This window comes from Paenibacillus sp. FSL R7-0273, from assembly GCF_000758625.1.
In the GTDB taxonomy this organism is placed as follows: Bacteria; Bacillota; Bacilli; order Paenibacillales; family Paenibacillaceae; genus Paenibacillus_AQ.
Genome location: NZ_CP009283.1, coordinates 48,642 through 74,000, shown reverse-complemented (window position 1 = coordinate 74,000; position 25,359 = coordinate 48,642). Strand labels below are relative to the sequence as shown.

Here is a 25,359-nt window from a genome sequence, read left to right as displayed (position 1 = left end):
TAAAATAATCTTCCGCCGTAATCGGGGCTATTCCCGCACCAGCAGGGGCGAAGAGTAGAGCATCGCATCGCACATCTGCACGGTACGTCTGATACTGGCCACATCATGCACCCGCACGATCTGACAGCCCTGAGCAATTCCAAAGGCCACTGTCGCAGCAGTCCCCTCTACTACATCATCAGCCGGAAGATCCAGTACGGTACGGATGAATTTTTTGCGCGAGGTTGCCAGCAGTACCGGATAACCCATCCCGGTGAGACTGTCCAGCGCCATCATTGCCTGCAGATTCTCAGTGTAATCCTTGGCAAAACCGATCCCCGGATCAAGAATGATATTCTCCGGCTTGACGCCTGCCGCTAATGCCAGCTCAATGCTGCCCTGAAGATCAGCGGACATATCGGCCTGCAGATCCGTATAGCTGCGGTCATGACGGTTATGCATCAGAATAATCGGACAGCCCGCTTCAGCAGCTGCTTGTGCCATACCCGGGTCTGCTTTTGCCCCCCATACATCATTGATGATGTGTGCTCCCGCCTGAACAGCCTGACGGGCAACCTCCGCCTTATAGGTATCTATAGAAAGGATCAGCTGCGGGGCTGCACGGTGGATACTCTCAATTACCGGAAGTACCCGGCCCAGCTCCTCCTGCAAATTCACAGGCTCATGCCCCGGCCGCGTGGATTCACCGCCTATATCAATAATATCTGCACCTTCTGCAGCCATTTGCAGCGCGTACGCTACTGCCCGTTCAGGATCTGTCCACAATCCCCCGTCAGAGAAGGAGTCAGGCGTTACATTCAGGATACCCATAATTAATGTACGGCTGCCCAGGGTCAGGGTGCTGTGTGAAAAATGATAGGTCCGCTTATATATGACAGGTTTCATCTCAGCGCTTCCGTCCTTTCTCTGTATAACCGGATCAGTCCGGCGGTATGCCTTCCGCAGAACCCTTTACCTGCTTGAAAAGGCTCATTGCCCTGCCAAAGCATGGTTACCGGGACAATCTCCTGTATGGAGTTCGTCAAAAATATCTCATCGGCCGCCAGCAGCTGCTCCCAGCGGTAGAAGCCCTGCTCTGCCTGCAGGCCGGCTTCCGGAGCCAGCCTGAGCACCATTTCCCGGGTAATTCCCGGCAGAATTCCTGCCTTGATATCAGGGGTATAGAGTACATCATCTTTGATGTAAAAGATGTTGCTGACTATTCCTTCGGCAATATAGCCTTGGCCGGTCAGCATCAGTCCCTCTGCTCCCCCGGCCGCTGAGGGATATCCGGCAAGCTCACGCTTAGCCAGAATATTATTCATGTAATGCAGTGACTTCAGCCTTACCGGACCTTCCGGTGTATTGCGCGGTGTGTTCAGTAATTGCAGCCCTTTGCCTTCCAGGTATAGCGCCGGATCCAGCTTTGGCAGCTCCTTGATGTACAGCAGATGATTAGGCTGGCGGTACTCTCCCGCCGGAAGCCCCAGTATATCCTCTCCCGCAGTAACGGTATAACGGATATATGCTTCCTCCAGCCCGTTAGCCTCCATCACTTGCGTAATCCATTTGCTGAGAGATGCTTCATCCGCCTCAAAGGGAATGCCCAGCTGTCTGCAGCCGTCAGCGAGTCTCTCTAAATGCTGCTGCAGCAAAAAAGGAACTCCGCCGTAGGTGCGGAAGGTTTCAAACAGACCCATGCCGTACAAAAAGCCGTGATCCAGAGCGGACACCACGGCGTCTTTGGCTTCAACTGCTGTATGGTTTAATCCTATATATTTCATGCCGGCTCTCCGGCTCTCCGTTTCAGGAAGTTGCGGAGCATCGTATGCCCATGATCGGTAATGATGGATTCCGGGTGGAATTGTACGCCTTCAATCGGGTATTCCTTATGGCGCAGCGCCATAATTTCACCTTCGGCTGTCTCTGCAGTAATCTCCAGGCAGTCCGGCAGGCTCTCCCGCTCAACGATCAGCGAGTGGTATCTTGTAGCCGTGAACGGCGATTCCATACCCTCGAAGACAGAGGTGCCGTTATGGTGGATCGGCGAGGTTTTGCCGTGCATCAGGCGCTCCGCACGGATCACATTCCCGCCAAAGGCCTGTCCGATTGCCTGGTGTCCCAGACATACGCCAAAGATCGGGATTACACCCTTAAAGTGCTGCAGCAGCTCAAGGCTGATCCCCGCTTCATTCGGTGTACACGGTCCCGGTGAAATCAGGATATGATCAGGCGCCATGGCTTCAATCTCCCCGATTGTAATCTCATCATTGCGGTGCACCTTCACATCCTCCCCAAGCTCTCCCAAGTATTGCACCAGGTTATAGGTAAAGGAATCATAGTTATCGATGACCAAGATCATAGTGCTGCTCCCCCTTTGGCTCTGCTAGCGGCCAGGGATTCTTGCTGCAGCTCGCTGCAGAGAACCGCCTTGACCACTGCTTTGGCTTTGTTATGGCATTCCCGGTATTCGCGGTACGGCTCGGAATCGATCACAATGCCCGCACCTGTCTGAATGTAGCCTGTCCCGTCCTTCACAGCCAGTGTTCTTATTATAATATTTAATTCCATATTGCCGTTATAGTCAATCCAGCCCATGGAGCCCGTATACGGCCCGCGGCGTACCGGCTCCAGCTCTTCGATGATTTCCATTGTGCGCACCTTGGGCGCGCCGGTAATGGTGCCGCCGGGGAATAAGGCGGCCATCACAGCATAAGCATCCTTGCCGGAGGCGATGCGGCCCTCCACCTGCGAGACGAGATGCATCACATGCGAGTATCGCTCGACGGTCAGCAGCTCAGGCACGCTGACCGACCCGTACGCAGCGACACGTCCGATGTCGTTGCGCTCCAGATCGACAAGCATGATATGCTCGGCGATCTCCTTCTCGCTCCCGCGCAGCTCCGCCTCCATGGCGGCGTCTTCCGCGGGAGTAAGGCCCCGGCGCCGGGTGCCGGCAATGGGGCGGGCAGAGACCTTGTCCCCGTGCAGCTTGACGAGCAGCTCCGGCGAAGCGCTGGAAAGCGCGAAGCCAGGCGAGCGGAGCAGCCCCATGTACGGGGATGGGTTGAGCCTGCGCAGCCATTCATAAACATCCTCCGGTGGGGATTTCAGCTGCGCCTCCTGACGCAGCGAGAGGTTCACCTGGAATACGTCGCCCTGGCGGATGTATTCCTGAACATCCTGCACAGCCTGCTGAAACTGCTCCGGAGAGAAGTCTGACTGCATGCCCGGCCATTGACCGGTCAGGCTCCCGTTTTCTTCAACTGCAGCAATGATGCGGCTGTAATCCTGCGATAAATATTCCTCCGGCACCGAAGCAGCGCTGAGCTGCTTCCACTCTCCAAGCATCTCTTCTGCGCGTATCACCGCCGCTTCATAGAGAGCCTGCAGCGCTGACGGATTCTGTCTGGAATCATCAGTAACCGGGCTATGAACCGTGCAGTAAAGGCTATTATCCTCATGGTCATAGATCCAGAGCTCTTCAAAGCGCATAAACAGATAATCGGGAAAACCCGGGTTGTCTGCAGCCAGAGAAGGCAGCAGCTCAAGGGAGCGGACTACATCATAGCCAAGAAAGCCGATACAGCCCCCGGCAAACGGCGGCAGCCCTGGTGTATTCACAGACGGAGATAGATATGGCTTCATCCAGCCATTCAGCACATCCAGCGGTTTGCCATGCAGCTCAGCAGGGTCCGCCTGAAAAGCATCAGCAGCGTTGTCTGCTGTCATCTGCAGTATCCGGACCTCCGCTCGTCCGTCCTTCCCCTCCAGTACAGAAACAGGCTGCAGTCCCAAATAGGTATACCGGCCGCCCTTTCCGCTCTCCAGCACTACTGAGTAAGGTGAGGCCTGCTCCCAGGCGCTTATCCACGATGCCGGAAGTCCAGGCTGCTCCTGCACCGACCGTATAATTAAAGGCAGAAGGCTCCAGCTGCCGTCAGCCCATTGTTCCCAATCCTGATACGCTGTTAAAATCTCCAAAGCCATCCTCCTAAAAGTTTTGTGAAGCTGACGCTTCTTTGTTCTACTTCGCAGCAAAACTCATCTCGTTCATCATATATTGCCTGTCAGTATACTGTACTTCCGGCTGGTTTGAAAGCCCCGGATGATGATTTCAGCAAAAATAAACAGGATTGTGCACAAAATCATTTTTCTAAAAAAGCAATCACTTCATTTTCATCTACAGCATACACCAAAAAGAGCCCTCACTATCCTGCATAAGCAGATAGGAGGGCCCCCGTTACATATTCGCCACGAATTAAACTTCGAAGTTATAGAGTGGAGTGCTCAGGTAACGCTCGCCGTTACTTGGAATGACAACAACCACTTTCTTGCCTGCGCCAAGCTCCTTGGCAACCTTCAGCGCCGCGAAAACAGCAGCACCGGAGGAAATACCGGACAGTACGCCTTCTTCTTTAGCTACACGGCGCGCTGTTTCGAATGCTTCGTCGTTCTCAACATGAATGATCTCATCATAAACGTTCTGGTTGAGGATCTCAGGAATGAAGTTAGCACCAATACCCTGAATTTTGTGTGGACCGGGCTTGCCGCCGGCCAGAATCGGAGAGGCTGCTGGTTCTACAGCATAAACCTTCACTCCAGGATATTGTTTCTTCAGCACTTCGCCGGCACCGGAAATTGTTCCGCCTGTACCGATACCTGCAACGAAGGCATCCAGAGGCCCGCCGATGGATTCGATTGCTTCTACAATTTCAGGACCTGTAGTTTCAAGGTGAATCTTAAGATTGGCTTTATTCTTAAACTGGTCTGCAAGGAAGTAATCCGGATTCTCGGCCAGGATCTGCTCGGCTTTCTTAACTGCGCCGTTCATCCCTTCGGAGCCCGGAGTCAGTACGAGTTCAGCACCATAGGCACGAAGCAGGTTCCGGCGCTCAAGGCTCATCGTTTCAGGCATAACAATGATCGCTTTATAGCCTTTGGCAGCAGCAACCAGCGCAAGACCTATACCGGTGTTACCGCTTGTAGCTTCCACGATCGTGCCGCCCGGCTTAAGCAGCCCTTCCTTCTCAGCCTCTTCAACGATGCTGAGGGCAATGCGGTCCTTAACGCTGGAGCCCGGGTTCTGGTATTCCAGCTTCAAATAGATCTCTGCTGAACCTTCCTGAGCAAGGCGGTTCAGACGGACGAGCGGGGTGCCACCGATCAGATCTGTTACACTGTTAACGACTTTAGCCATGAGCAAAAAACCTCCTTGGAATAGTAAATGATATATGAGTACATAACTTGTGACAGATGTCTTCAGTATGTAATACCTTCACCAGGATATCAGTACCGCAGCGCCAAGTTATAACGCTGTACAGCGGCTATCTTGTGTCTTCTGCCGCCGATCATTCCCGACTAAAACAGTAGGTTTTACATTTATCCTCATATTATCAATCTTGCAGGCCATTGTCAATATCATTGTCAATATATATCGCTGTATCATATTTCTTGCGCAGGTCGCTTTCCACCTGCTGAAGCGGGGCTGCCTGCCCCAGCGCCAGCTCCTGCCTTACCTGCTCCCGGATCTCTGCCTTATCCGCCCCGGGAGGCTCGATAATCCGTTCAAGCCGGATTACAGCATAATCCTCCCCGGCGGATAGGGGCCCCGCAATATCACCGGATTCAAGCCCGGCTGCTGTCCTCAGCAGCTCGGCCGGCCAGAACGGATCATCTTCCTCCACCGTCCCGATGCTCCCGCCGTGCTCTCTGCTCTCGGCATCCGTTGAGACCTCAGCGGCTACAGCCGCGAATTGCTCACCCTGCGCCAGCCGGTCCATTACAAGATCGGCCTCTTCATAGGTATTCACTCTAATGATGGACAGCTGCAGCTGTTTCTTAGGTGCAAAGCGCTCTGCATTCTCCAACAGATATCGGTCAATTGCCGAATCGCTAATCGTTATGTCCGCTGTCGCCACTGCCTGAAGCGTAAGCCGGTAAACCGTCTCTTCGCGTACCTCCTGGCGGGACAAGCCCAGCTCTGACAGCATTTGCGCGTAATACTGCTCCTCAGACCCGTATCCGGCCATGCTGCGCCGGAGCTCCTCCTCAATATCAGCATCCGTTACAGTAATGCCAAGCGCTTTGGCTTCTTTTGCAACTACAATGTGATTGAGCATGGCCAGCAGTACTTCATCTCCGTGTTTTTTGGCAAGCTCATCCATCCATTCCCGGTCCGTTACCGGCTGTCCGCCCGCTGTGGCAATGTCTGCCGGCTCTCCCTCCACAGCTTCTCCCTTCAGAACAGCCATAGCCCGCAGGCTCCAGAAGAGCAGTCCGCCAAGCACCATAGTACCGACCGCAAGGATAACAACGGCATTTCGCAGCACGCGCTCCTGTCTAGTCATCATCGCACAGCCCTACGATCTTGCTTGATCCAGGATCGCCTGCATTTCGTCCTTCTTAAATAAATAGGCTTCGTTGCAAAAATGGCATACAACCTCCGCCTCATCATCCTCTTCAATTAACCGCTCCAGCTCAGCCTCGCCCAGACTGATCAGAGTCTGCTCAACCCGCTCGCGCGAGCATTGGCACTTAAACACAATATCAAGCCCGTCAAGAATAACCGCATCCGGCAAAAGATAGGTCAGCATCTCCTCAGGCTCAAGTCCCTGATCCAGCAGCGCCGTAACAGAAGGCATCGTGCTCAGTGTCTGCTCAATTTCGCTGATTTCGGCATCTGTAAGACCCGGAAGCAGCTGAATAATAAAGCCGCCTGCTACACGTACCGAGTTATCAGTCTCAACCAGCACGCCAAGCCCGACTGCTGCAGGTGTCTGTTCAGAAATAGCAAAATAGTACGTAAAATCATCGCCCAGCTCACCGGAAACAATAGGTACACTGCCGCGATACGGCTCCTTAAGCCCCAGATCCTTGCTGACATCGATGAACCCTTCCGTTCCCACAGCGCCTGCGACATCCAGCTTCCCAAGGCTGTTGCTCGGCAAATGAACATGCGGATTGCTTACATAGCCCCGCACTTCCCCCCGGGCATTAGACTCAGCGGTAATCTGTCCAATCGGACCGTTGCCTTTAACCATTACTGTGAGCTTCTCTTCTCCCTTAAGCATAGCGCCCATCATGGCTGCAGCGGTTGCTGTACGGCCCAGCGCAGCCGTGGCTGTCGGGTAAGTGTCATGTCTGCGCCGCAGCTCATCAACAAGCTCTGTCGTCCGGACCGCAAATGCCCTCACTCTGCCGTGGAGTGCAGTTCCCCGTACCAGCCGGTCTTTTTTATTATCCATTGGGTCATACCCTCCTGTCTCTGAGCCTGATTCAGGCTTCTTTATCTTTATTGATTACGGTCATAAATAATACGCAGACCTTCAAGTGTAAGCATCGGGTTCACTTCATCTATGCAATCCGTCTCTCCGGCAATAAGTGTAGCCAGCCCTCCGGTCGCGATAACCTTCAGCACGGGTGCGTTCATCTCCTGCTTGATTCTCCGTACAATTCCCTCAACCTGTCCGGCATAGCCAAAAATAATTCCGGCCTGCATAGCATGCACGGTATTGCGCCCGATCACTTTCTTGGGCTTCTCCAGCTCAATGCGCGGCAGCTTTGATGCCCGCTGGTACAAGGCTTCGGTAGAAATCACAAGGCCCGGAACAATGGCCCCGCCCAGGTAATTGGCACCGGCATCAATACAGTCGAATGTAGTCGCTGTCCCGAAGTCTACCACCACTAGCGGGCATTTGTATTGTTCGATGGCGGCAACGGCATTTACAATCCGGTCAGCACCGACTTCACGGGGATTCTCATACCGCAGGTTAAGCCCGGTCTTGATACCGGGACCTACAAGCAGAGGGTCCTTGCCGATATATTTTACACACATCTCCACAATGACCTGAACAAGCGGAGGTACGACAGAGGAGATAATGACACCTTCCACGTCCTTAAAGGACATATTCGACATCTGGAACAGATTGTGAATCAGCACACCGTATTCATCAACTGTGGACTGGCGGGCCGTGCTGAGCCGGAAATGATGCAGCAGTTCACGCTTCCGGTATATGCCGAGTACGATGTTAGTATTGCCGATATCGACTACAAGCATCATGAGAGCGTTCCCTCCTTCCGGGCATTCAGATCCAGACTGATATCCAGACTGTTAAAGGAATATGTCAGTCGTCCTACAGAAATCACATCCACACCAGATTCAGCTATGCCGCGTATGGTTTCAAGCGTTACGTTGCCGGAAGCTTCTGTTTTGACATGAGGAGCTTTGGTTTTAATTCTCCGGACTGCTTCCTTCATCAGATCGGGCGCCATATTGTCCAGCATAATAATATCTGCACCGGCTGCAAGCGCCTCTTCCACCTGCTCAAGGCTCTCTGTCTCCACTTCAATAGTCATGGTATGCGGGATATTCGCTCGGGCCCGGCCGACTGCCTGAAGAATGCCGCCGGCTCCCTTGATATGATTGTCCTTAATCATTACGGCATCATATAAACCGAACCGGTGATTGGCACCGCCCCCGACGCGGACAGCATACTTCTCCAGCATCCGGTGACCCGGCGTTGTTTTGCGAGTATCTACCAGCCTTGTCTTTAGACCATCGAGCTCTTCAACAAAAGCGGCAGTCCGGGTAGCTATACCTGATAACCGCTGCATTAGATTAAGCGCAAGCCGCTCACCGGTCAAAATGGCATGCGTACTTCCTTCCACCTCGGCAATTACTGTCCCTTTCGACACAGCCTGGCCATCCTGAACCTTGGCTGTGAATCTGAGCGACGGGTCGACTACTTCAAACACCAGCTCAGCTACAGGCAGACCGCAGATGACACCGGCTTCCTTCACATGGATTATACCTTTAGATTCATGGCCTGCCGGTATCGTTGTCCGGGTTGTAATATCACCCGAGCCCACATCCTCCTGCAGCCAGCTTTTAATCAGCTGTACCAGCTCTTCATTATAACCGTTAAACATCATCGCTAAATTCCTCCACTATGCCCAGATCACGGATCTGGAGCAAATGTTTCTGCCAGTTTGCATCATCCCGCAGCGGATAATCCTCCCGGTAATGGGCTCCGCGGCTCTCCTGCCGTGCCAATGCAGACTCTGTAATCAGCAGACAGCAGGTAAGCATATTGGCGAACTCATATTCCTCACGTCTGGTGAGTGCAGCACCGAATATCGGCAGCTGCCGCTTCAGCTCATCCAGCCCTTTATTAAGCATTCCCTCATTACGCCGCAAGCCGGCATAACGCACCATAACCTTCTGCAGCTTCAGCCTGCGCTCCACAATAGCCTGAATCGGAGCTTCTGTACGTCCTTGATTGCAGCCGGCAGAAAGGCTGGTCCAATCAGCCGGAGCAAGCCCGCGGATGCGTTCCGTAATCCGCCGTCCGAATACAATGGCTTCAGACAAAGAGTTGCTGGCCAAACGGTTCGCTCCCTGCACTCCGGTCGAGGACACCTCACCGCAGGCAAACAGCCGGGCGATATTGCTTTCACCGTTCAGATCAGTTTTGATGCCCCCCATCATATAATGCGCAGCAGGAGCCACAGGAATCCAGTCACTCGTAATATCGAGTCCATAGCCCATACAGGTCTCATAAATAGTCGGAAAACGGTGCTTCACCATATCAGCTGGCTCATGGGTAATATCAAGGTAGACGAAGGTTGACTTGGTCAGCTCCATCTCACTGACAATAGCCCGGGCGACAATATCACGCGGTGCAAGCTCAAGCAGCTCATGATACCGCTCCATAAAGCGTTCTCCATGAATATTCCGCAGTACAGCACCCTCCCCGCGCAAGGCCTCCGAGATCAGAAACCGCGGTGCTCCGGGATAGCTCAGCGCAGTCGGATGGAACTGGATAAACTCCATATCACGCACATGGGCCCCTGCCCGGTAAGCTATCGCAACGCCGTCACCGGTGGCTACTTCAGGATTGGTTGTATATCGGTATAACTGACCTGCTCCTCCCGAGCAGAGCACGGTGGCGTCTGCCTGCAGGAACAGCCGCTCCCCGTTAGGCCGCAGCACCAGCGCTCCGGCACATTCACCGTTGTCTGTAATCAGATCGATGACGAAATGATCATCCCAGACCTCAATATTCTTTTCCTGCTTCACCTGCTCTATAAGCGCACGTACAATCTCATACCCGGTAGCATCTCCGTTGGCATGCAAAATACGGCGGTGGCTATGCGCCCCTTCCTGGGTTAAAGCCAATACACCGTTCTCTTCATCGAATATGGTGCCCAGCCGGATTAGCTCATGTACACCCGCGGGCCCTTCATGAACCAGTACATCAACTGCCGATGAAGAGTTAAGCCCGGCACCTGCCAGCAAAGTATCCTGCCGGTGATATGCCGGTGAATCCTCCTTGGAGAACACCGCGGCAATCCCGCCTTGTGCATACCGGGTATTGCTCTCCATCAGCGATTTCTTGGTAATCACAATGACCTTCCGGTCCTCCGCGGCTTTAATTGCAGTGAACAAGCCTGCTATTCCTGAACCGATTACAATAACATCTGTCTTGACTGAAGGAAGCTCGCGAACATTGAAATCTACTAAATATTGTGGAATCATGACCGCTAATCACCTGTTTCAACGAAAGAGTAGCGCATGCTACCGGACTTGTAGCATGCGCTCTAAGGAGGTTCTGGCTTTGTCGGCGACAGCGGGCGGTACGTAAATCTGCGGCTTCATCGTCTCCAGGCATTTTACCAGTTTTTTTAGGTTGTTTACCTTCATATTAGGGCAGACAAGGAATTTTGTAGCAAAATGGAATTCCTTATCCGGACTGTCCTTGCGCAGCTGGTAGCCTGTTCCGTCCTCTGTTCCAACGATGAACTGCCGGCGGTCCGATTTCCGGCAATAATCGATAATCGACGTCGTGCTGCCAACATAGTCTCCCATTGCAACCACTTCAGGCCGGCACTCCGGATGAACCACAAATTCAGCCTCCGGATATTTGGCTTTCATCTCGATCACATCTTTAACCGTAAGCATATCATGCGTGTTGCAGTAGCCTTCCCAGATAATCAGCTTCTTGCCGGTCTTCTCCTGGACGTAATGTCCGAGATTCTTATCCGGTACCCAGATAATTTCTTCCGCATCCAGTGATTCTATGACCCGGACAGCATTCGCCGAGGTACAGCAAATATCCGTCTCTGCTTTGATTTCGGCGGATGAGTTGATGTACGTTACAACCTTGGCATTCGGATGCTGGGCCTTGAGCCTGCGAAGTCCGTCCACGTTGACCATATCGGCCATCGGGCAGCCCGCGCGTTCATCAGGAATGATTACTGTTTTGTTCGGAGCAAGAATCTTAGCGCTTTCCCCCATAAAATGAACGCCGCAGAACACGATAACCTCTGCATCCGTCTCCGCCGCCTTTTGAGCAAGCAAAAAAGAATCGCCCCGGAAATCCGCTACCTCCTGAATTTCATCACGCTGATAATAATGAGCCAGAATAATTGCATTACGTTCCTTCTTAAGCTGTTCGAGGCGCCCACGAAGTTCGCGGTTCATTTCCTGCTTGCGCTCAAGCGCCAGAGCTTCCACGGTTAAATTTCCCCCTTAATTCTATTGGCTTCTACGCCTATTTCATGGATTTTATATAATTTAATAGTTAATCACTAATGTACACAACGTAATCCCCACTGTCAATGTAACGAAACGGAATCTGCATGCTTCCGGAATAACAAAATGTCAGAATGACAATTAGCGGCGAAGCAAGCTCCAGCCTTTTACTCCATAAAAAAACCGGAGAACCAACTGGTTCTCCGGTGTGCGATCCTTCCGTATTACTATACCTTAGACGAGGTTGCCGCCTCCGTCTTTGTTGCCGCCGTTCGGATCATTATCTTCTCCGGAATCCGGCTTGTTCGGAATGTCCTTGGTCAGATCCGGCAAGGACGATGGTGTTTCGTCGTTTTTGCCTTGGATACGTACCTTTACATCACCGATTGAATCAATAACAGGCTCGCCTGCTTCATGAGTTACGGCCGGAACCTCTGACGGCTCGCCGTCTTCAGTTAGGTAGCCCTGCTCAATCAGCTCTCTGATCTGATCAAGCTCCAGCGTTTCCTTCTCAAGAAGCGTGTTCGCGATCAGATGCATTTCCTTGGAGTACTTGGTCAGCAGCTCACGGCAGCGCTCATAGCAGCTGCGGATAAAGTTCTGCATTTCCTGATCGATTTCATATGCGATGGAATCACTGTAGTTCTGCTCATGCCCGATATCACGGCCCAGGAATACCTGGCCCTGGGAAGTTCCGAACTGCATTGGTCCCAGCTTATCACTCATACCGTACTGCATAATCATGCTGCGCACGATGCTTGTTGCCTGCTGGAAGTCACTATATGCGCCAGTACCGATTTCACCGATGAACATCTCTTCGGCAACACGTCCGCCGAGGAGTCCGGTTACCTTATCAAGCAGCTCCTGCTTGGTAACCAGCATCCGGTCTTCCTTCGGAAGCATAATGACATATCCGCCTGCGCGTCCGCGCGGGATAATAGTAACCTTATGAACCATGTCCGCGTGCTCCAGGAAGTAGCCTGCAATCGTGTGGCCTGCTTCGTGGTAAGCCACGATGCGTTTCTCACGGTCGCTGATAATCCGGCTGCGTTTCTCTGTACCAACGATTACACGGTCGATTGCTTCATCTACCTCGCGCATGCCGATATCCTTGCGGTTACGGCGGGCAGCGAGCAGGGCTGCTTCATTAAGCAGGTTCTCAAGGTCCGCACCGGTAAAGCCGGTAGTACGCTTCGCAATGACATCAAGCTTAACATCCTTGGTCAGCGGCTTGTTGCGGGAGTGAACCTTCAGTACAGCTTCACGGCCTTTTACGTCAGGGCGGTCAACCGTAATCTGACGGTCAAAACGTCCCGGACGGAGCAGCGCCGGATCCAGTATGTCTGCGCGGTTGGTTGCCGCGACGATGATAATGCCTTCGTTACCGCCAAAGCCGTCCATTTCAACGAGCAATTGGTTGAGTGTCTGTTCACGTTCATCATGTCCGCCGCCGAGTCCGGCGCCGCGTTGACGGCCCACTGCATCAATTTCATCGATGAAAATGATACATGGAGCATTCTTCTTGGCGTTCTCGAACAGGTCACGTACACGGGAAGCACCGACACCGACGAACATTTCTACAAAGTCGGAACCGGAAATGCTGAAGAATGGAACGCCTGCTTCACCGGCTACTGCACGGGCAAGCAAGGTTTTACCTGTACCCGGAGGGCCGACGAGCAGCACCCCTTTAGGGATACGCGCACCCACTGCAGCAAACTTGCGCGGGTCCTTGAGGAATTCAACAACCTCGACGAGCTCCTGCTTCTCTTCATCCGCACCGGCAACATCCTCGAAGCTGATCTTCTTCTTTTCTTCATTGTACAGGCGGGCTTTGCTCTTGCCAAAGTTCATCACTTTGCCGCCGCCGCCCTGTGCATTGTTGAACAGGAAGAAGAACAGGATGAACATAATTACCAGCGGGATAATGGAGGACAGGAATGTCAGCCAGATGCTGTCACCCTCCATTTTCTTCTGGGTCAGCTCCACGCCCTGGGAATCACTGGCGGCAATGAGCTCATTGATCGCTGCATCTGTAGGAGGGACATATGTGGAAAAGTTTTTCGATTTGGTATCAGCCGGCAAATTTTTGTATTCACCGGTAACCAGGAAGGCGTTGCCTTCAAACTGAATCGTCATGCTCTTCACATTGTTAGCCTTGATCTCCTGCCGCAACTCATCGTATCTAGGGAAATCGGCGGATTCATTTCCATTGCTTACAAACTGGACAATGCCCACCACGACTAAAAATAAAATCAAATAAAAACCAGAATTCCGGATGAACCGATTCATCCCCTACCTCCTCTCACAACGCTCAAGTTATTGTACCATAGCCTGCCCGGGGTCCTCAAATAACGTCAGGCCCGGGAATCTGATCCTTGGATCTAAGGCTGTCGAATCGATTATTTAGTGTAAATTTCAGGCTTCAGCACACCGACATAAGGGAGGTTCCGGTACAGCTCGGCATAGTCCAGACCATAGCCTACCAGGAAAGCATCAGGAATCACAAAACCGGTGTATTCGGCTTCAAGAGTAACTGCGCGGCCTGACGGCTTGTCGAACAGGGTCACTACTTTAATGGAAGCAGCATTACGGCCCTGCAGCATATCAATCAGGTAGCTGAGCGTGAGACCACTGTCAATAATGTCCTCTACAATCAGAACATCGCGGCCTTCCACCGAGGTATCCAGATCCTTAATGATTTTGACGATGCCGGACGACTTGGTCGTACCGCCGTAGCTGGATACTGCCATGAAATCCATTTCAACAGGTACTGTAATGACTTTAACCAGATCTGCCATAAAGATAAACGCGCCTTTAAGTACACAAATGACTAAAGGCGTGCGTCCTGCGTATTCTTCGCTCAGCTGGGCGCCAAGCTCCCTGATTCTTTGTTGAATTTCCTCTTCGCTGATCAAGATTTCCTGAATATCATTCTGCAACTTGCGAACCTCCTAAGTTATACTATGAAAGACTTACTTCGACCATTACGCTTCTTCGCTTTTCTCCAGATCTTCCAGAGTCAAGAGCAGAACCGAGGCCGTGTGCCGCCCTACTGCGGCATGCATCGAGCGCCTAACGCCCGGAATCCAGACGATATTGCCTGCAGCATCACAAACAAGGGGAATCACAGAGCGTTCGGAAGAAGGTATTTTATCATCAATATAAATATCTTTTACCTTTTTGCTTCCGTTTAATCCCATAACCCTTATGGTATCTCCAGGCAATCGGGAACGGACGGTCAGCGGCATGGCCAGCTCATCACTGTCAAACCAGGCTGATGTCTTCCCGGAATCCTCCCCCTGCAAAGCAAAGCTTTCCCTCTCCAGCACCGTCATCGTCATTGCTTTTCCAATCTCCTCAATGTCAAGGCGGGAATGCGGCAAAGACAACCGATATGTATAGCTAACCTTCCGAGGCTGAGGCTTGGACGAGAACAAAATAGTATCGTACTGCCGCACACAGATCATTCCCCCGCCCAAATCAAGATTCCATCCGGTGGGTTGTTCCTGCAGCGTTCCCCGGCGTACTGCTTCGATCTTGGAAAAATCGGGTGATAATGCATCCGCCGACAGATAATTTAATATTAGTTTAATCAAACGCCGTTGTAAAGCGGACGGCAGCGCAGTAAATGAAGCTCTTTTCAAGGTGTATTTTCCATGCTCCGCCAAAACAAGCTCCTGGAAGCATTTTTGCACATTCGCCTCCATATACTCGTCTTCTGCCCCGGTAATTTCGGATAGCTGCAGCAGCGACTGCTTCACTCTGGGATTATATCTCTCCAGCATAGGAAGCAGGTCCAGCCGGACAGCATTACGCGTATAATGGGTCAGCAGATTGCTGGCATCCAGGACGTAGTCATACCCCTGCTCCTGGCATAGGCCGGTAAGAGCTGTTTTGTTAATACGAAGGAAGGGCCGGATGAGTTCCACCTTTTTTTCGGTCCGTTTCCAGCGCATTCCGGCAAGTCCTCCAGGACCGCTCCCGCGCAGCAGCCGCATAAGCACTGTCTCTGCCTGATCATCCGCATGATGCGCCAGCGCGACCGCACGCGCACCGTAACGCCGGGCTGTTTCAATCAGAAATCCATACCGCTTCTCCCTTGCTGTCCCCTCCGGCCCGAGTCCGCTGCCTTTTGCAATTGCAGGGATATCGAACTCAGCCAGCTCAAACGGGATTCCGAGCCCTTCGGCAAGTGTGCGGACAAATTCGGCCTCTTTGGCCGATTCCTCCCTGAAGCCATGGTTTACATGGGCACACACCAGCTTTAGAGGTGTCCATTTCTGTGATATTTCATGCAGAATACGCAAAAGAGCCACAGAGTCCGGTCCTCCGGAAACTGCGACTACGAGGGTGTCATGGGGCGACCACAGCTCATGCTCCTCCGCGGACTCCATTACGGACTGCACCAGTTCATTCATCTGCTCCATCTGCGGATTCCTTTCCTGCCTGTTAATCTTATGTATAATGTCAAAACCGGATTACCCAGTAAATCGTAAAGGCCAGCACAAATAATGATATGGCAAAAGCATTCTTAAGCCAGCGGGGTGTAACTGCAGTTTGTCTTTCCGGCTTGCGCTGCCCGTAGATATGCTGCTTCCAGACCGCGGCTGCCTGTGCGGATCCTGGGAATCCGCCCTTCAGTGCAAGACAAAGCCAGGAGGACAGCTTTTTGTCGGGAAGATTTCTGGCCAGCCTCATCAGATCGTCCACACTCCGGGTCTGCGGCAGCTGCTGGGCACAAGCCTTCAGTGCACTCTCATTTAAAAGGCGCAGACATAATACAGCAAAAGAAAACAGGTCATAGCTCTCATCACCCGTACGGCTGCCTGCATTCCAGAACCCGCGGTCATGCCATTCGGTAAACTGCTTTACGCTGCGCCCCATCGGGCTGGCCCCGCCATAATCAATCAGCTCGGCCTCCCCGTAATCCGACACCATCACATTCTCCGGCTTCAAATCGCCAAACACAAAGCCGCATTCATGCAGCTTCTCCAGCTTCTCCAGCACCCGGAGGCCGACCAGCCCAAGCCATGATGCGCCTTGTCTTGCCAGAAAATGATGCAGCGGCCTCCCTTCAACGTAACGCATAACGTAGAACGGCTCATTCACCTTGTCCTTAAAATCATCTGATTCCAGTAAATAGGAAGATAGCGGAGATTCACGGCGGGCCCGGTGCTCACTGCGCTTCCGGCAGGATTGAAGGGTTGTAAGCACGTTGATCTCCGACTGCAGCTCAAGCGTATCGTTACCGACCTTAAGCGCATACTTCTCCCGTCTGCCTTCCCGCTGTACAAGATATACGGTTCCGTTCGCCCCTTTACCCAGCAGCCGTTCGACGACATAGCGGTTGCCCCGCCATTTGCCTGTAATTACCGTGCCGACTGGATAGGGTGGATTAGACAACATACCCACCAATCATCCCTTCCCGTTCATCCTGCTCCCTGCGGTGTTCATCCAGTTTATCATATCGGTAATGCTCAAGCACTCTGAAAATTGCCGGTCCGGTCGGAGTAGCCCCCCTCATCTTCATTCTGCTGAAAAGCGAGCGCACCTCCGATACGTTGCTGCTCCAGTCCATATCAAGCGCCGCATCCTCACTGCTGCTGCGCCCCGGGAAATGGAATACGGCAATTTCGCTGCTTCCCTCGCGCGCTTCCAGGCTAAGCGCCAAGTCGCGGATGGCTTCTTCCACCGCTGCAAGCTTGGGCTTCATGCTGGCACTGGCATCAATCAGCAGCGCAATGCGCAGCGGCGTTGTTTCGGTAAGCTCATCCACGACAGTAACAACCTGGGAACGCTTTGCCGGCGGCAGATCCTCCAGCGAGCCTTCACCCAGAATTTTTTTTACCTCTTTATTAACCGCCTGCTGAATGGTCTGAACCACGGTTTTGCGTGTCATCATCTGCATGGTCTGCGCCAGCTGCGGGGTCCCGACAATCCGGCTTAAACCCCCGCCCGCCTTGGCAATATCTGCAATTTCCCTGCTGCCCAGCTCCCCGATCGTTCCATAATCGATAATACCGACCACGTTAACGGTGATTCCCTCCTGCCGGGCATGCGCCGCAGCCATCACCGGACTTTCCCCCACGTTTGAACAGCCGTCAGTAATGAGCAGAATTTGTCTCATAACCCGTTCACTCCCCTTTGCCTTGTCTCTGTTTCTAGCATATCCAAGGTTGAGAGATTTCAAACGCCGCTTACGCAAGATTTTCCAGGTAAAAAGCAATCGTTAAATATAGGGTAAATCCAGGGCCCGCCAAAGAGAAGACTCAAAACTGCCGCAGAGTAGCCTCTGCTAATTTTAAATAGAGAGTGAGCCAACTAGTGGGAAAAACGACAGCTATTTTAACAGATTTGCTCTGCTATTAGAGATTAGATGTAAAAAAGCTATCTAATACTCTCAAAAGAAGCCTTTTAGCTTAAAGGACCGGAATCAGGTGAACTTTTTCCCACTAAATTCAGTTTAGTCATAAAAATAAGCAATGTAAGTGGATTCATTCCACTAAATATTTTCCACTAAAGTCGAACTGCCTCCAGCAGCGTACCTCACCAGATAACAGCTGATCAGCTTACAGTCCGCGGGCGCTCCATCCGGCCGATTCCGGGCAGATGCAGGCTGGACCATTGCGGATGATAATGATCCAGGCGGCTGACTACAATTGTCATGTCATCATGAATCTCATTGCCCTGGTAGCGGATGACCTTCTCCAGTAGCTCATCGGCCATATCCTGCGGATCATCACCCTCCAGCTCCTGGATCAGCCGCTTCATCCATATCTCTTTATTAACGGCATATCCGGGCGCATCATAAATACCGTCGGTCATCATAATGAGAATATCACCCGGCCGGAGTTGCATGCTGATCAAATCCACCTCGATATCCTTAATGATTCCGATAGGCAGGTTACTTGAGGTAATCGGAATCACCTCACTGCCCCGGCGGATAAAGCTGGGAGCGGAAGCGATTTTCATAAAGGTGGTCTGTGCAGAGTATTGGTCAATCAGCGCCATATCGACCGTCGCATAGAACTCCTCCGGTGAGCGCAGCAGCAGAATGGAATTTACCGATTTGACCGCCAGCTTCTCGTCCATTCCGGACTGCAGCAGCTTTTCCAGCATTGACAGCGCAGCACTGCTCTCCATCCGCGCGCGTTCCCCGTTCCCCATCCCGTCACTGATCGAGACAGCAAAGGTTCCATTCCCCAGCTCTACCGTGCTGAAGCTGTCTCCCGACAGCATATCCCCGCCCTTGGCTGCACCCGCCACCCCGGTACTGACTTCGTATGCCTTAGCCGAGCCGAAGGTAACCATGGACAGTCCCTCCCGCGGATGAACCGCTGTTTCATTGACGACAGCAATGTTCTCCTCAAGAATGTCCGAGAGCAGCGGCGCGATCATTTTACGGCATTCGTCGAAGCCTCTTGTATAGGCATGGACAATTTCAATCTCTACACGCCCCGGGTCCAGACTGAGAATTTCAATGCTGTGGATGGATAAGCCCAGCTTCTCCAGCGCCTCACGGATCTGCCCCTCCTGTCGGTACATGGCTTGTCCCTCACGTTTAATTTCCCTGGCCAGATCCTCCATGACCTGGGAGACACCGGACAGCTGCTCGGCAACAAATTGGCGGCTGTCGTATATTTGCCGCTTCCAGCGCATATCATGCTGGTATAGCTCATATTGGCCTTTCATAACCTCCAGCACCTCAGCCGTTTTGCCACAGATGCGGTTCCATTCCGGTGGAAGCTGGGCGGCTGTAATATCCGGGCATTCTTCTACCGTGGTCATCATATCGGTCATATACCGGTAGGTCTGATAAAATTTCGCATCCCAGCAGTGTGTCCGCCGGATGCAGCCCGCGCAAGCGCCTTCAGTTACAGTGCTCATAAAATTCTCCATTTCACGGTCACTTTTACCGGCCTCTGCGGCACGGGGAATCTGTCCGAAGCTGCTGGACAGCTGCTGGAAAATCTGAGAGAACTGCGTAACCCGTTCCGCTGTAATATCCCGGACCCTCCGGGCATATTCATGCTGGGTACGGCTGTGATCGGCAGTGCCAGGTACGTATTTGGCTATTGCCGTAATCATCCCTTTCGGTGTTAGAAGAAATAGAAGCACAGCAGCGCAGGTTTCCCAGGTGGATGACATCACATCACCGGGCCCCAGAAAGTATACAGAAAGAATTGTTGAGCCGAGCAGCATTCCCATAGCTACCGCCCCTTTACGGCCTGACTGCATCATGCCTGCAAGCATGCCGGAGAAAGCAAGCAGGCTCATCTGATAGATGGCCCCGATGTCCGCAAGGCTGAGGATCAGGCCGGTGACAACTCCGACTGCAGCACCAAGCGGAGCTCCCCCTGCAAGGGCAAAGAGCAGAATCAGATACCGGGACAGAACATGCTCAAGCGATAGGCCGCCAACTGTCCAGCCTACTAAGCCTGTCATAACCGATGCAAGCAGAATAATCAGGCAGAGGACCTCATCGCTGCGCAGTGCACGGCTTTTCATTTTGAATGTAAACAGCGGGAGAGCCTGAAGAAATACGAGTGTCAGTACAAACCCAAGCAGAGCATCAACGGCAGCCATCATCAGCGGGTACCAGGCGATCGAGGGCCCGATTACGACCCGGAACAGGCCGACCATAAACGATGATACAAATACCATAAGCGGGGCATAGGATAAGTCTACCCGCTGAAAGTTCTCCATCCCCTTGTAAATCAGGAAAAGAATAATCAGCTCTGAAGCCACTACAATGGCTCCGGGGAAGGGTGTGAACAGGCTGCCGAGAATGATTGCAGCGGCCACAGGCAGTATGGAGTCTTTTCTCATAAAGACAATTACAGCGAAATAAGCTACAGCAAAGGGTGAGAGCTCGTCCAGAATCATGGCCCGTCCCAGTAAAAAGCCCATCAGACTCAGCAGCAGTGTCCATTTCTTCACCGATATCAGCTGGATTAGCGGCTGCTTCATACCCCAGTTCTTCACACGCGTGCTCCAGGCTTCTTCCTTCTGCCCCTTGTCCTTGCTTCCGGCTCTGGTCCACTCCGGCAAATTCACCACATTGCTTTTGTTCATTCCTTCGCACCACCCGTTTGAGAATTTATGGTTCTCATTATAAGCGGACGATTCTATGAAAGTTTGTCAGAAACAGAGAGCAGCCTTTAAGAAATTTCCGACAAAAAAGCCTGAGCCGACATTATCTGGAAATTATCTCTCAACCCTTGCGGGTCACTGGTTTGACCCGTCTGAAAGCCTCCTGGACATCCGGAAGTGTTAAACCTGACAGCGGATATTCGTCAGCGATTGCCCCGGAGATATGTGAAATCGGCAAGGATGCTGTCGGCAATTTATTTTGCAGCGACAAATTAACCCCCGTAGAGCGGGGGCCTTAACATGGAAGCTGGTTCGGGCAACTTCCAAGACTGCCTTGGCTAGTAAATAATAATCTTACAAAAAAACCGCAGCGGCATATTATGCCACTGCGGTTATTTATGCTGTACAAGTATCGGATTACACGCGTTTGGCTCCACGGCCGCCGCGTTTTCCTTCTGTGTTCTTCTTGATCGAAGATATCCGTTCTTCGCTATCTTTCAGGAAGCGTGACATTTTATCCTCGAATGAAGGTTTACCGGCTGCAGGCTTGAATGGACGCCCTCCCCGTTCACGATTAAAACCACCGCCGCCTCCACCGCCGCCGCTGCCTCCGCCGAAACGGTCTCCGCCGCTTGGACGTTCTGGTCTAGGAGCTCTGGGGGGACGTACTTCTGATGCCGGCTTATCAACAGCCTGCTTAATGGAAAGTCCGATCTTGCCGTCCTTGTCAACATTGATCACCTTGACGGTTACTACATCAGCAATCTTCAAATGATCGTTAACATCCTTGACGTAGTTATCAGCGATTTCCGAAATGTGAACGAGACCTGTGACACCTCCTGACAGATCCACAAATGCTCCGAAATGCGTGATGCCTGTCACCTTGCCCTCTAACTTGGTGCCCACTTCAATTGCCATAGAATAAAATGATCCTCCCTTAAAAATATACAGACGAATATAAACTCTATCCATTCTGCGGTGATTTGATTATACAGTAAAGAGCAAATCAAGGCAACACAGCTAAAGCCTGATTTGGCCTGCTTTATTGCCCTGATTGCTCTGTACGGATTGGCAGTTCGCCCGGAAGATACATATTGTACCATTTCCGCGCCAGTTGTCCGATATACTCATCATCATTAAGCCTGGAGACCTCGTATTTCAGCTGATTAAGTGAGGTCGTAACACCCTCGTTGCTTGCCTGTTTCTTGGCAAGCACCTCACTCTTGTCCGCTATTGAAGCGCTCTGGACAACGAAAATGTAACCGGACCAGCTAAAAAATACAGTCATTACCGCAAGCCATATGAACTTTCTTCTCTTCGCACCTGCGGCCACAACCTTGCTTGATGTTCCCTTCTCTTCCGCAGTAAATCTGTTCATGCGTCGTACCCCCATTGTAAGGTCAGCGTTTCCGCCATGCGGTTATCCAATCCATAGATCTCTTAATCCAGGCAACTTCCCCGAGCCTGAATACATAAGGAGAGATCCATCTTACTGGAAATACCCAAATTGGCTTCGTTAGACGCAAGAGCAGCTTAAGAATAAATAACAGGATGCGTCCGAGCAGCAGCAGCGTCCCTTTGCAAAGCCGCCAAAGCCAGCGCAGCGGTACCCCTATTAAGATTTCAAGTGCTCTCCATAGCAGTCTGCACGTATACTGGACCGACTGAATTAACATTACCACAAAACGCCGGACCGTAACACTGAAGATCAAAAAATAGATCCATACGCCTAGGAAGAGCCCTAAAAAGACATAAAACCTCAATTGACCCTGATTTCCGGCATACAGCATGCGAAACACAAGTAACGCAGCCCATATCCAATACAGCAGGTCCAGCAGCGCATTGAGCCATTTGGGAAAGCTCAGCTTCAGCGACAGCACCCGGTAGCTGTCATAAGCCACGCCCATAGCTATACCGGCCAGTATCATATAAATCAGGGTCATCCATTGAACTGCGGGATTCATTTAAACAGCTTGCCCAGTATGCCCTTGTTTTTCCCCTGTGTTCCGGGATCCAGATAAATCAGGGAATGGACATTGCCTTCCAGCGACAGAATGCCGTTTTCGAGGCTCAGGTTTTTGATATGTAAATGATTCCCCCGGATGGTGAGATGGCCAAGCTCCGTGCGGAGCAGAAATTCCTCGCTGTCGAAGCTCTCTACATTCTGCACACCCGTCAGCTCCAGCTGCTTGCGGCTGCGCATGTGCAGATCATGCTGCTTATTGACTTTGACTGGCTCGATCATAGCATGTACCCCTCCTTCTTGATTCTAATCTATGGCGGGGGGAGAGGTTATAGAACTTGACGATTCTCCTGAAAATATAAAAAAGCACAGCTTTACATAAAGTAAGGCTGTACTTGTGTTTATAGCTATTTGCTTCTACCAGTCGAGTCCGCTGCTTTTGGCAACAGGCTCTTCACGGAGCAGTGTATACATGCCGGCTGCCTCATCCTTGCGGGTGGTTTCAACCAGCTTTTCCACCTTAACCGTTACAAGCTTCTGACCGAACTGCACTGTAATTTCGTCACCGAGCTTTACCGTGCTGCTTGGCTTGGATTCCTTACCGTTAATCAGCACCCGGCCTTGCTCGGACACATCCTTAGCCACTGTGCGGCGCTTGATTAAACGGGATACCTTCAGATACTTGTCAAGACGCATTAGTTAACGGCTTCTTTGAGCTTGTTGCCAGCCTTGAAGGCCGGTACAGTCGATTCAGGAATTTCAATAGGCGTGCCCGATTGCGGATTGCGGCCGGTACGGCCGGAGCGCTTGCGTGTTTCAAAAGTACCGAAGCCGATCAGCTGTACTTTATCACCCTTGGACAAAGCATCGGTAATTTCGCTAAGTACACCGTTTAATACGGCTTCTACATCTTTTTTGGCCAATCCGCTTTTTTCGGAAATGTTGTTTACCAGATCTGTCTTGTTCATAATTAGAAGTTCCTCCTAGGATACAAAAAATAAAATGAAACGCGATCATCTGCCAAAATCTGCCTCAAATCGTCATTTCGTCTTTATGATATTCTTGATGCCGCCCGGAAATCCTGCCGCAAACCGCCGTTTTTTTGAAAAATCGTCTTCTTTGGCTCCAGGCACTACTACATTATAAACCTGATTGGGCATTTGAAACCAGGGAATGAAGCCTCATTCACAGCATTGCCGCTTCTATCGGCAGCCATACAGCCAAAACGCCTATTTTGTGGAAAAACAATCCATTTTAAAGCAGTTTAACTCTTCTCAGCCGTGCAGCAGGCTTACTTCCGCTCCTCGGCCTTTGCTTCCTGCCATAACAGCTCCATGTCGTCCAGGCTGCTCTCCTTCACACTGGTTCCCCGGGCAAGCAGCTGCTGCTCGATATAGGCAAAGCGGGACACAAATTTACGGTTGGTGCGGGTCAGTGCCTCTTCAGGGTCTGCTCCGATGAAACGTGCGGCATTGGTTGCCGCAAACAGCAGGTCGCCCAGCTCCAGCATCTGCTCCTCCGCCGCAGCTCCGTTCTCGATAGCCTCCTGGAGCTCATCGACTTCCTCACGGATTTTGGCCAGAACGTCCGTTACATTATCCCAGTCAAAGCCCACCTTCGCTGCCTTCTTCTGCAGCTTGTAGGCCTTCATGAGGGCAGGCAGATCACGGGGAACGCCGCTGAGCGCCGATTCCGACTCCGGCTTCACGCCCTTGAGCCGCTTCTCCTCCGCTTTCATGCCGTCCCAGTTCTTCAGCGCCTCCTCGGCGTCTGCCGCGCTCTTATCCCCGAACACATGCGGATGACGGAAGATCAGCTTGTCATTCAATCCCTCGATGACATCAAAGACGCTGAATGTGCCGAGCTCCTCTTCGATCTGGGAATGGAGCATAATCTGCAGCAGCAGATCCCCCAGCTCCTCCTTCATGTGGTCCGGATCATCCTCATCGATTGTCTCCAGCACTTCGTAGGTTTCCTCGATCAGATTTTTGCGCAGCGATTCGTGCGTCTGCTCACGGTCCCACGGGCAGCCCTCCGGGCTTCTCAGGGTATCCACAATCTCATGGAGCCGGGCAAAGGTGCGTCTGCGCGCATTCTCTGCACGGTTCGCAGGGACATAGACAAGGGACAGATTGCCATATCCCTCGATCCGGTCAAGCTCATACAGCGGCACCCGCAGAATCTGCTCCTCCTGCTCCACTCCAAGTGCATGGCCCACTATCACTTCGTACTCCGGCGGATACAGCTCCATCAGACACAGCTTGGTCTCCGAGGCGGTAAAGGTATCATAGACCTGTCCAATGAGTGTATGGAGCTCTGGCTGCAGCTGAGAGCTTCGGATGCCCGAGGCGTCCAATAGCTGGAAGCCTTCGATCGGATCGAAGCCAAGCCGCACGAAAGCTTCATCCAGGAAGCTCTCCCCGCCAAGAATCTGCAGCTCTATGCCGGCTTCCGGGCAGCGGAGGCGCAGCTTGGATACTGCTGATTCCGCTACCATCGGATGTCCCGGAACGGCATAGACGATTTCAGCACCCGCAGGTGCGGCCAGCGCTTCCCCGATTAATTTTGCGGTGATCGCTTCATACACCTCCGGAAAAGAGTCCAGCGACTCGTACAGCCCGTCAAAGGACTGTGAAGCAATCTTGAGCTCCGTCAAAGCCGCCATCACCGGATGCTCCGCGGTCCGTACATAGACGGCTGCAGCCGCCTGCAGCTTCTTAATAATACCCAGCGTCAGGCGGTCCGGGTTACCGGAGCCCAGGCCAACCACTGTTAATTTTGCACTCAT

At 52.2% G+C, this 25,359-nt stretch carries 24 protein-coding genes; all 24 read right to left on the bottom strand.

Going from position 1 to position 25,359, the window contains the following annotated elements; all coding sequences use genetic code 11:
* Positions 1-27 precede the first annotated feature (27 nt).
* A complete protein-coding gene (folP, locus tag R70723_RS00345; RefSeq protein ID WP_039868916.1) occupies positions 28-885 on the bottom strand; it encodes a dihydropteroate synthase in 858 nt (285 codons plus the stop codon).
* Positions 882-1,763, bottom strand: coding sequence for an aminotransferase class IV (locus R70723_RS00340; RefSeq protein ID WP_039868915.1), 882 nt, complete (start codon positions 1,761-1,763; stop codon positions 882-884). The genes folP and R70723_RS00340 overlap by 4 nt, the downstream gene beginning before the upstream one ends.
* Complete coding sequence (pabA, locus tag R70723_RS00335; RefSeq protein ID WP_039868914.1) at positions 1,760-2,341, bottom strand: aminodeoxychorismate/anthranilate synthase component II; 582 nt, start codon at positions 2,339-2,341, stop codon at positions 1,760-1,762. Before pabA ends, R70723_RS00340 begins: the two co-directional genes overlap by 4 nt.
* Positions 2,338-3,969 (bottom strand): anthranilate synthase component I family protein, encoded by a 1,632-nt coding sequence (locus R70723_RS00330; protein ID WP_039868913.1) that lies wholly within the window; start codon positions 3,967-3,969, stop codon positions 2,338-2,340. The genes pabA and R70723_RS00330 overlap by 4 nt, the downstream gene beginning before the upstream one ends.
* 271 nt (positions 3,970-4,240) lie before the next feature.
* Positions 4,241-5,179, bottom strand: a complete 939-nt coding sequence (gene cysK / locus R70723_RS00325; RefSeq protein WP_039868911.1) for a cysteine synthase A — start codon at positions 5,177-5,179, stop codon at positions 4,241-4,243.
* 196 nt (positions 5,180-5,375) lie between these two features.
* Positions 5,376-6,332, bottom strand: coding sequence for a peptidylprolyl isomerase (locus tag R70723_RS00320; RefSeq protein ID WP_081957125.1), 957 nt, complete (start codon positions 6,330-6,332; stop codon positions 5,376-5,378).
* A 9-nt stretch (positions 6,333-6,341) separates the two neighbouring features.
* On the bottom strand, positions 6,342-7,226 hold the full coding sequence (gene hslO, locus R70723_RS00315) for an Hsp33 family molecular chaperone HslO (protein WP_039868910.1): 885 nt from the start codon (positions 7,224-7,226) through the stop codon (positions 6,342-6,344).
* A gap of 47 nt (positions 7,227-7,273) precedes the next feature.
* Complete coding sequence (locus tag R70723_RS00310) at positions 7,274-8,041, bottom strand: type III pantothenate kinase (RefSeq protein ID WP_039868909.1); 768 nt, start codon at positions 8,039-8,041, stop codon at positions 7,274-7,276.
* Positions 8,038-8,913 (bottom strand): carboxylating nicotinate-nucleotide diphosphorylase, encoded by an 876-nt coding sequence (nadC, locus tag R70723_RS00305; protein WP_039868907.1) that lies wholly within the window; start codon positions 8,911-8,913, stop codon positions 8,038-8,040. Before nadC ends, R70723_RS00310 begins: the two co-directional genes overlap by 4 nt.
* Entirely contained in the window at positions 8,903-10,519 is a 1,617-nt protein-coding gene (gene nadB / locus R70723_RS00300; protein WP_039868906.1) for an L-aspartate oxidase, read from the bottom strand. Before nadB ends, nadC begins: the two co-directional genes overlap by 11 nt.
* Before the next feature lie 39 nt (positions 10,520-10,558).
* Entirely contained in the window at positions 10,559-11,497 is a 939-nt protein-coding gene (gene nadA / locus R70723_RS00295) for a quinolinate synthase NadA (RefSeq protein WP_039868905.1), read from the bottom strand.
* Positions 11,498-11,749: 252 nt separating this feature from the next.
* Entirely contained in the window at positions 11,750-13,804 is a 2,055-nt protein-coding gene (gene ftsH, locus R70723_RS00290; protein ID WP_039868904.1) for an ATP-dependent zinc metalloprotease FtsH, read from the bottom strand.
* A gap of 110 nt (positions 13,805-13,914) precedes the next feature.
* Entirely contained in the window at positions 13,915-14,454 is a 540-nt protein-coding gene (hpt, locus tag R70723_RS00285; RefSeq protein WP_039868902.1) for a hypoxanthine phosphoribosyltransferase, read from the bottom strand.
* 45 nt (positions 14,455-14,499) lie between these two features.
* Entirely contained in the window at positions 14,500-15,942 is a 1,443-nt protein-coding gene (gene tilS, locus R70723_RS00280) for a tRNA lysidine(34) synthetase TilS (RefSeq protein WP_039868900.1), read from the bottom strand.
* A gap of 40 nt (positions 15,943-15,982) precedes the next feature.
* Positions 15,983-16,921, bottom strand: coding sequence for a serine/threonine protein kinase (locus tag R70723_RS00275; RefSeq protein ID WP_039868898.1), 939 nt, complete (start codon positions 16,919-16,921; stop codon positions 15,983-15,985).
* Complete coding sequence (locus tag R70723_RS00270) at positions 16,911-17,642, bottom strand: vWA domain-containing protein (RefSeq protein WP_039868897.1); 732 nt, start codon at positions 17,640-17,642, stop codon at positions 16,911-16,913. Before R70723_RS00270 ends, R70723_RS00275 begins: the two co-directional genes overlap by 11 nt.
* 437 nt (positions 17,643-18,079) lie before the next feature.
* Positions 18,080-20,590 (bottom strand): stage II sporulation protein E, encoded by a 2,511-nt coding sequence (gene spoIIE / locus R70723_RS00265; protein WP_039868895.1) that lies wholly within the window; start codon positions 20,588-20,590, stop codon positions 18,080-18,082.
* A gap of 435 nt (positions 20,591-21,025) precedes the next feature.
* Positions 21,026-21,526 (bottom strand): S1 domain-containing RNA-binding protein, encoded by a 501-nt coding sequence (locus R70723_RS00260; protein WP_039868893.1) that lies wholly within the window; start codon positions 21,524-21,526, stop codon positions 21,026-21,028.
* Positions 21,527-21,650: 124 nt separating this feature from the next.
* Entirely contained in the window at positions 21,651-21,986 is a 336-nt protein-coding gene (locus tag R70723_RS00255) for an FtsB family cell division protein (RefSeq protein WP_039868892.1), read from the bottom strand.
* A gap of 22 nt (positions 21,987-22,008) precedes the next feature.
* A complete protein-coding gene (gene yabQ, locus R70723_RS00250) occupies positions 22,009-22,572 on the bottom strand; it encodes a spore cortex biosynthesis protein YabQ (protein ID WP_039868891.1) in 564 nt (187 codons plus the stop codon).
* Positions 22,569-22,853, bottom strand: a complete 285-nt coding sequence (gene yabP / locus R70723_RS00245) for a sporulation protein YabP (protein ID WP_039868889.1) — start codon at positions 22,851-22,853, stop codon at positions 22,569-22,571. The genes yabQ and yabP overlap by 4 nt, the downstream gene beginning before the upstream one ends.
* Before the next feature lie 135 nt (positions 22,854-22,988).
* The gene (locus tag R70723_RS00240) at positions 22,989-23,267 is read right to left on the bottom strand and encodes an RNA-binding S4 domain-containing protein (RefSeq protein WP_039868885.1); all 279 of its coding nucleotides are present in this window, start codon (positions 23,265-23,267) and stop codon (positions 22,989-22,991) included.
* Complete coding sequence (locus R70723_RS00235) at positions 23,267-23,539, bottom strand: HU family DNA-binding protein (protein ID WP_039868883.1); 273 nt, start codon at positions 23,537-23,539, stop codon at positions 23,267-23,269. The genes R70723_RS00240 and R70723_RS00235 overlap by 1 nt, the downstream gene beginning before the upstream one ends.
* A gap of 323 nt (positions 23,540-23,862) precedes the next feature.
* The gene (gene mazG / locus R70723_RS00230) at positions 23,863-25,359 is read right to left on the bottom strand and encodes a bifunctional methyltransferase/pyrophosphohydrolase YabN (RefSeq protein WP_039868881.1); all 1,497 of its coding nucleotides are present in this window, start codon (positions 25,357-25,359) and stop codon (positions 23,863-23,865) included.

Bases quoted from the DNA above. Each gene is read 5' to 3' on its own strand.
- yabP (WP_039868889.1), bottom strand. From the start codon at position 22,853: ATGATCGAGCCAGTCAAAGTCAATAAGCAGCATGATCTGCACATGCGC.
- R70723_RS00340 (WP_039868915.1), bottom strand. From the start codon at position 1,763: ATGAAATATATAGGATTAAACCATACAGCAGTTGAAGCCAAAGACGCC.
- ftsH (WP_039868904.1), bottom strand. From the start codon at position 13,804: ATGAATCGGTTCATCCGGAATTCTGGTTTTTATTTGATTTTATTTTTA.
- R70723_RS00270 (WP_039868897.1), bottom strand. From the start codon at position 17,642: ATGAGACAAATTCTGCTCATTACTGACGGCTGTTCAAACGTGGGGGAA.
- spoIIE (WP_039868895.1), bottom strand. From the start codon at position 20,590: ATGAACAAAAGCAATGTGGTGAATTTGCCGGAGTGGACCAGAGCCGGA.
- R70723_RS00235 (WP_039868883.1), bottom strand. From the start codon at position 23,539: ATGAACAAGACAGATCTGGTAAACAACATTTCCGAAAAAAGCGGATTG.
- R70723_RS00275 (WP_039868898.1), bottom strand. From the start codon at position 16,921: ATGTTGTCTAATCCACCCTATCCAGTCGGCACGGTAATTACAGGCAAA.
- folP (WP_039868916.1), bottom strand. From the start codon at position 885: ATGAAACCTGTCATATATAAGCGGACCTATCATTTTTCACACAGCACC.
- mazG (WP_039868881.1), bottom strand. From the start codon at position 25,359: ATGAGTGCAAAATTAACAGTGGTTGGCCTGGGCTCCGGTAACCCGGAC.
- nadC (WP_039868907.1), bottom strand. From the start codon at position 8,913: ATGATGTTTAACGGTTATAATGAAGAGCTGGTACAGCTGATTAAAAGC.
- pabA (WP_039868914.1), bottom strand. From the start codon at position 2,341: ATGATCTTGGTCATCGATAACTATGATTCCTTTACCTATAACCTGGTG.
- R70723_RS00255 (WP_039868892.1), bottom strand. From the start codon at position 21,986: ATGAACAGATTTACTGCGGAAGAGAAGGGAACATCAAGCAAGGTTGTG.
- cysK (WP_039868911.1), bottom strand. From the start codon at position 5,179: ATGGCTAAAGTCGTTAACAGTGTAACAGATCTGATCGGTGGCACCCCG.
- yabQ (WP_039868891.1), bottom strand. From the start codon at position 22,572: ATGAATCCCGCAGTTCAATGGATGACCCTGATTTATATGATACTGGCC.
- R70723_RS00240 (WP_039868885.1), bottom strand. From the start codon at position 23,267: ATGCGTCTTGACAAGTATCTGAAGGTATCCCGTTTAATCAAGCGCCGC.
- hslO (WP_039868910.1), bottom strand. From the start codon at position 7,226: ATGGATAATAAAAAAGACCGGCTGGTACGGGGAACTGCACTCCACGGC.
- R70723_RS00260 (WP_039868893.1), bottom strand. From the start codon at position 21,526: ATGGCAATTGAAGTGGGCACCAAGTTAGAGGGCAAGGTGACAGGCATC.
- tilS (WP_039868900.1), bottom strand. From the start codon at position 15,942: ATGGAGCAGATGAATGAACTGGTGCAGTCCGTAATGGAGTCCGCGGAG.
- R70723_RS00330 (WP_039868913.1), bottom strand. From the start codon at position 3,969: ATGGCTTTGGAGATTTTAACAGCGTATCAGGATTGGGAACAATGGGCT.
- nadB (WP_039868906.1), bottom strand. From the start codon at position 10,519: ATGATTCCACAATATTTAGTAGATTTCAATGTTCGCGAGCTTCCTTCA.
- R70723_RS00320 (WP_081957125.1), bottom strand. From the start codon at position 6,332: ATGATGACTAGACAGGAGCGCGTGCTGCGAAATGCCGTTGTTATCCTT.
- R70723_RS00310 (WP_039868909.1), bottom strand. From the start codon at position 8,041: ATGATGCTTGTAGTCGATATCGGCAATACTAACATCGTACTCGGCATA.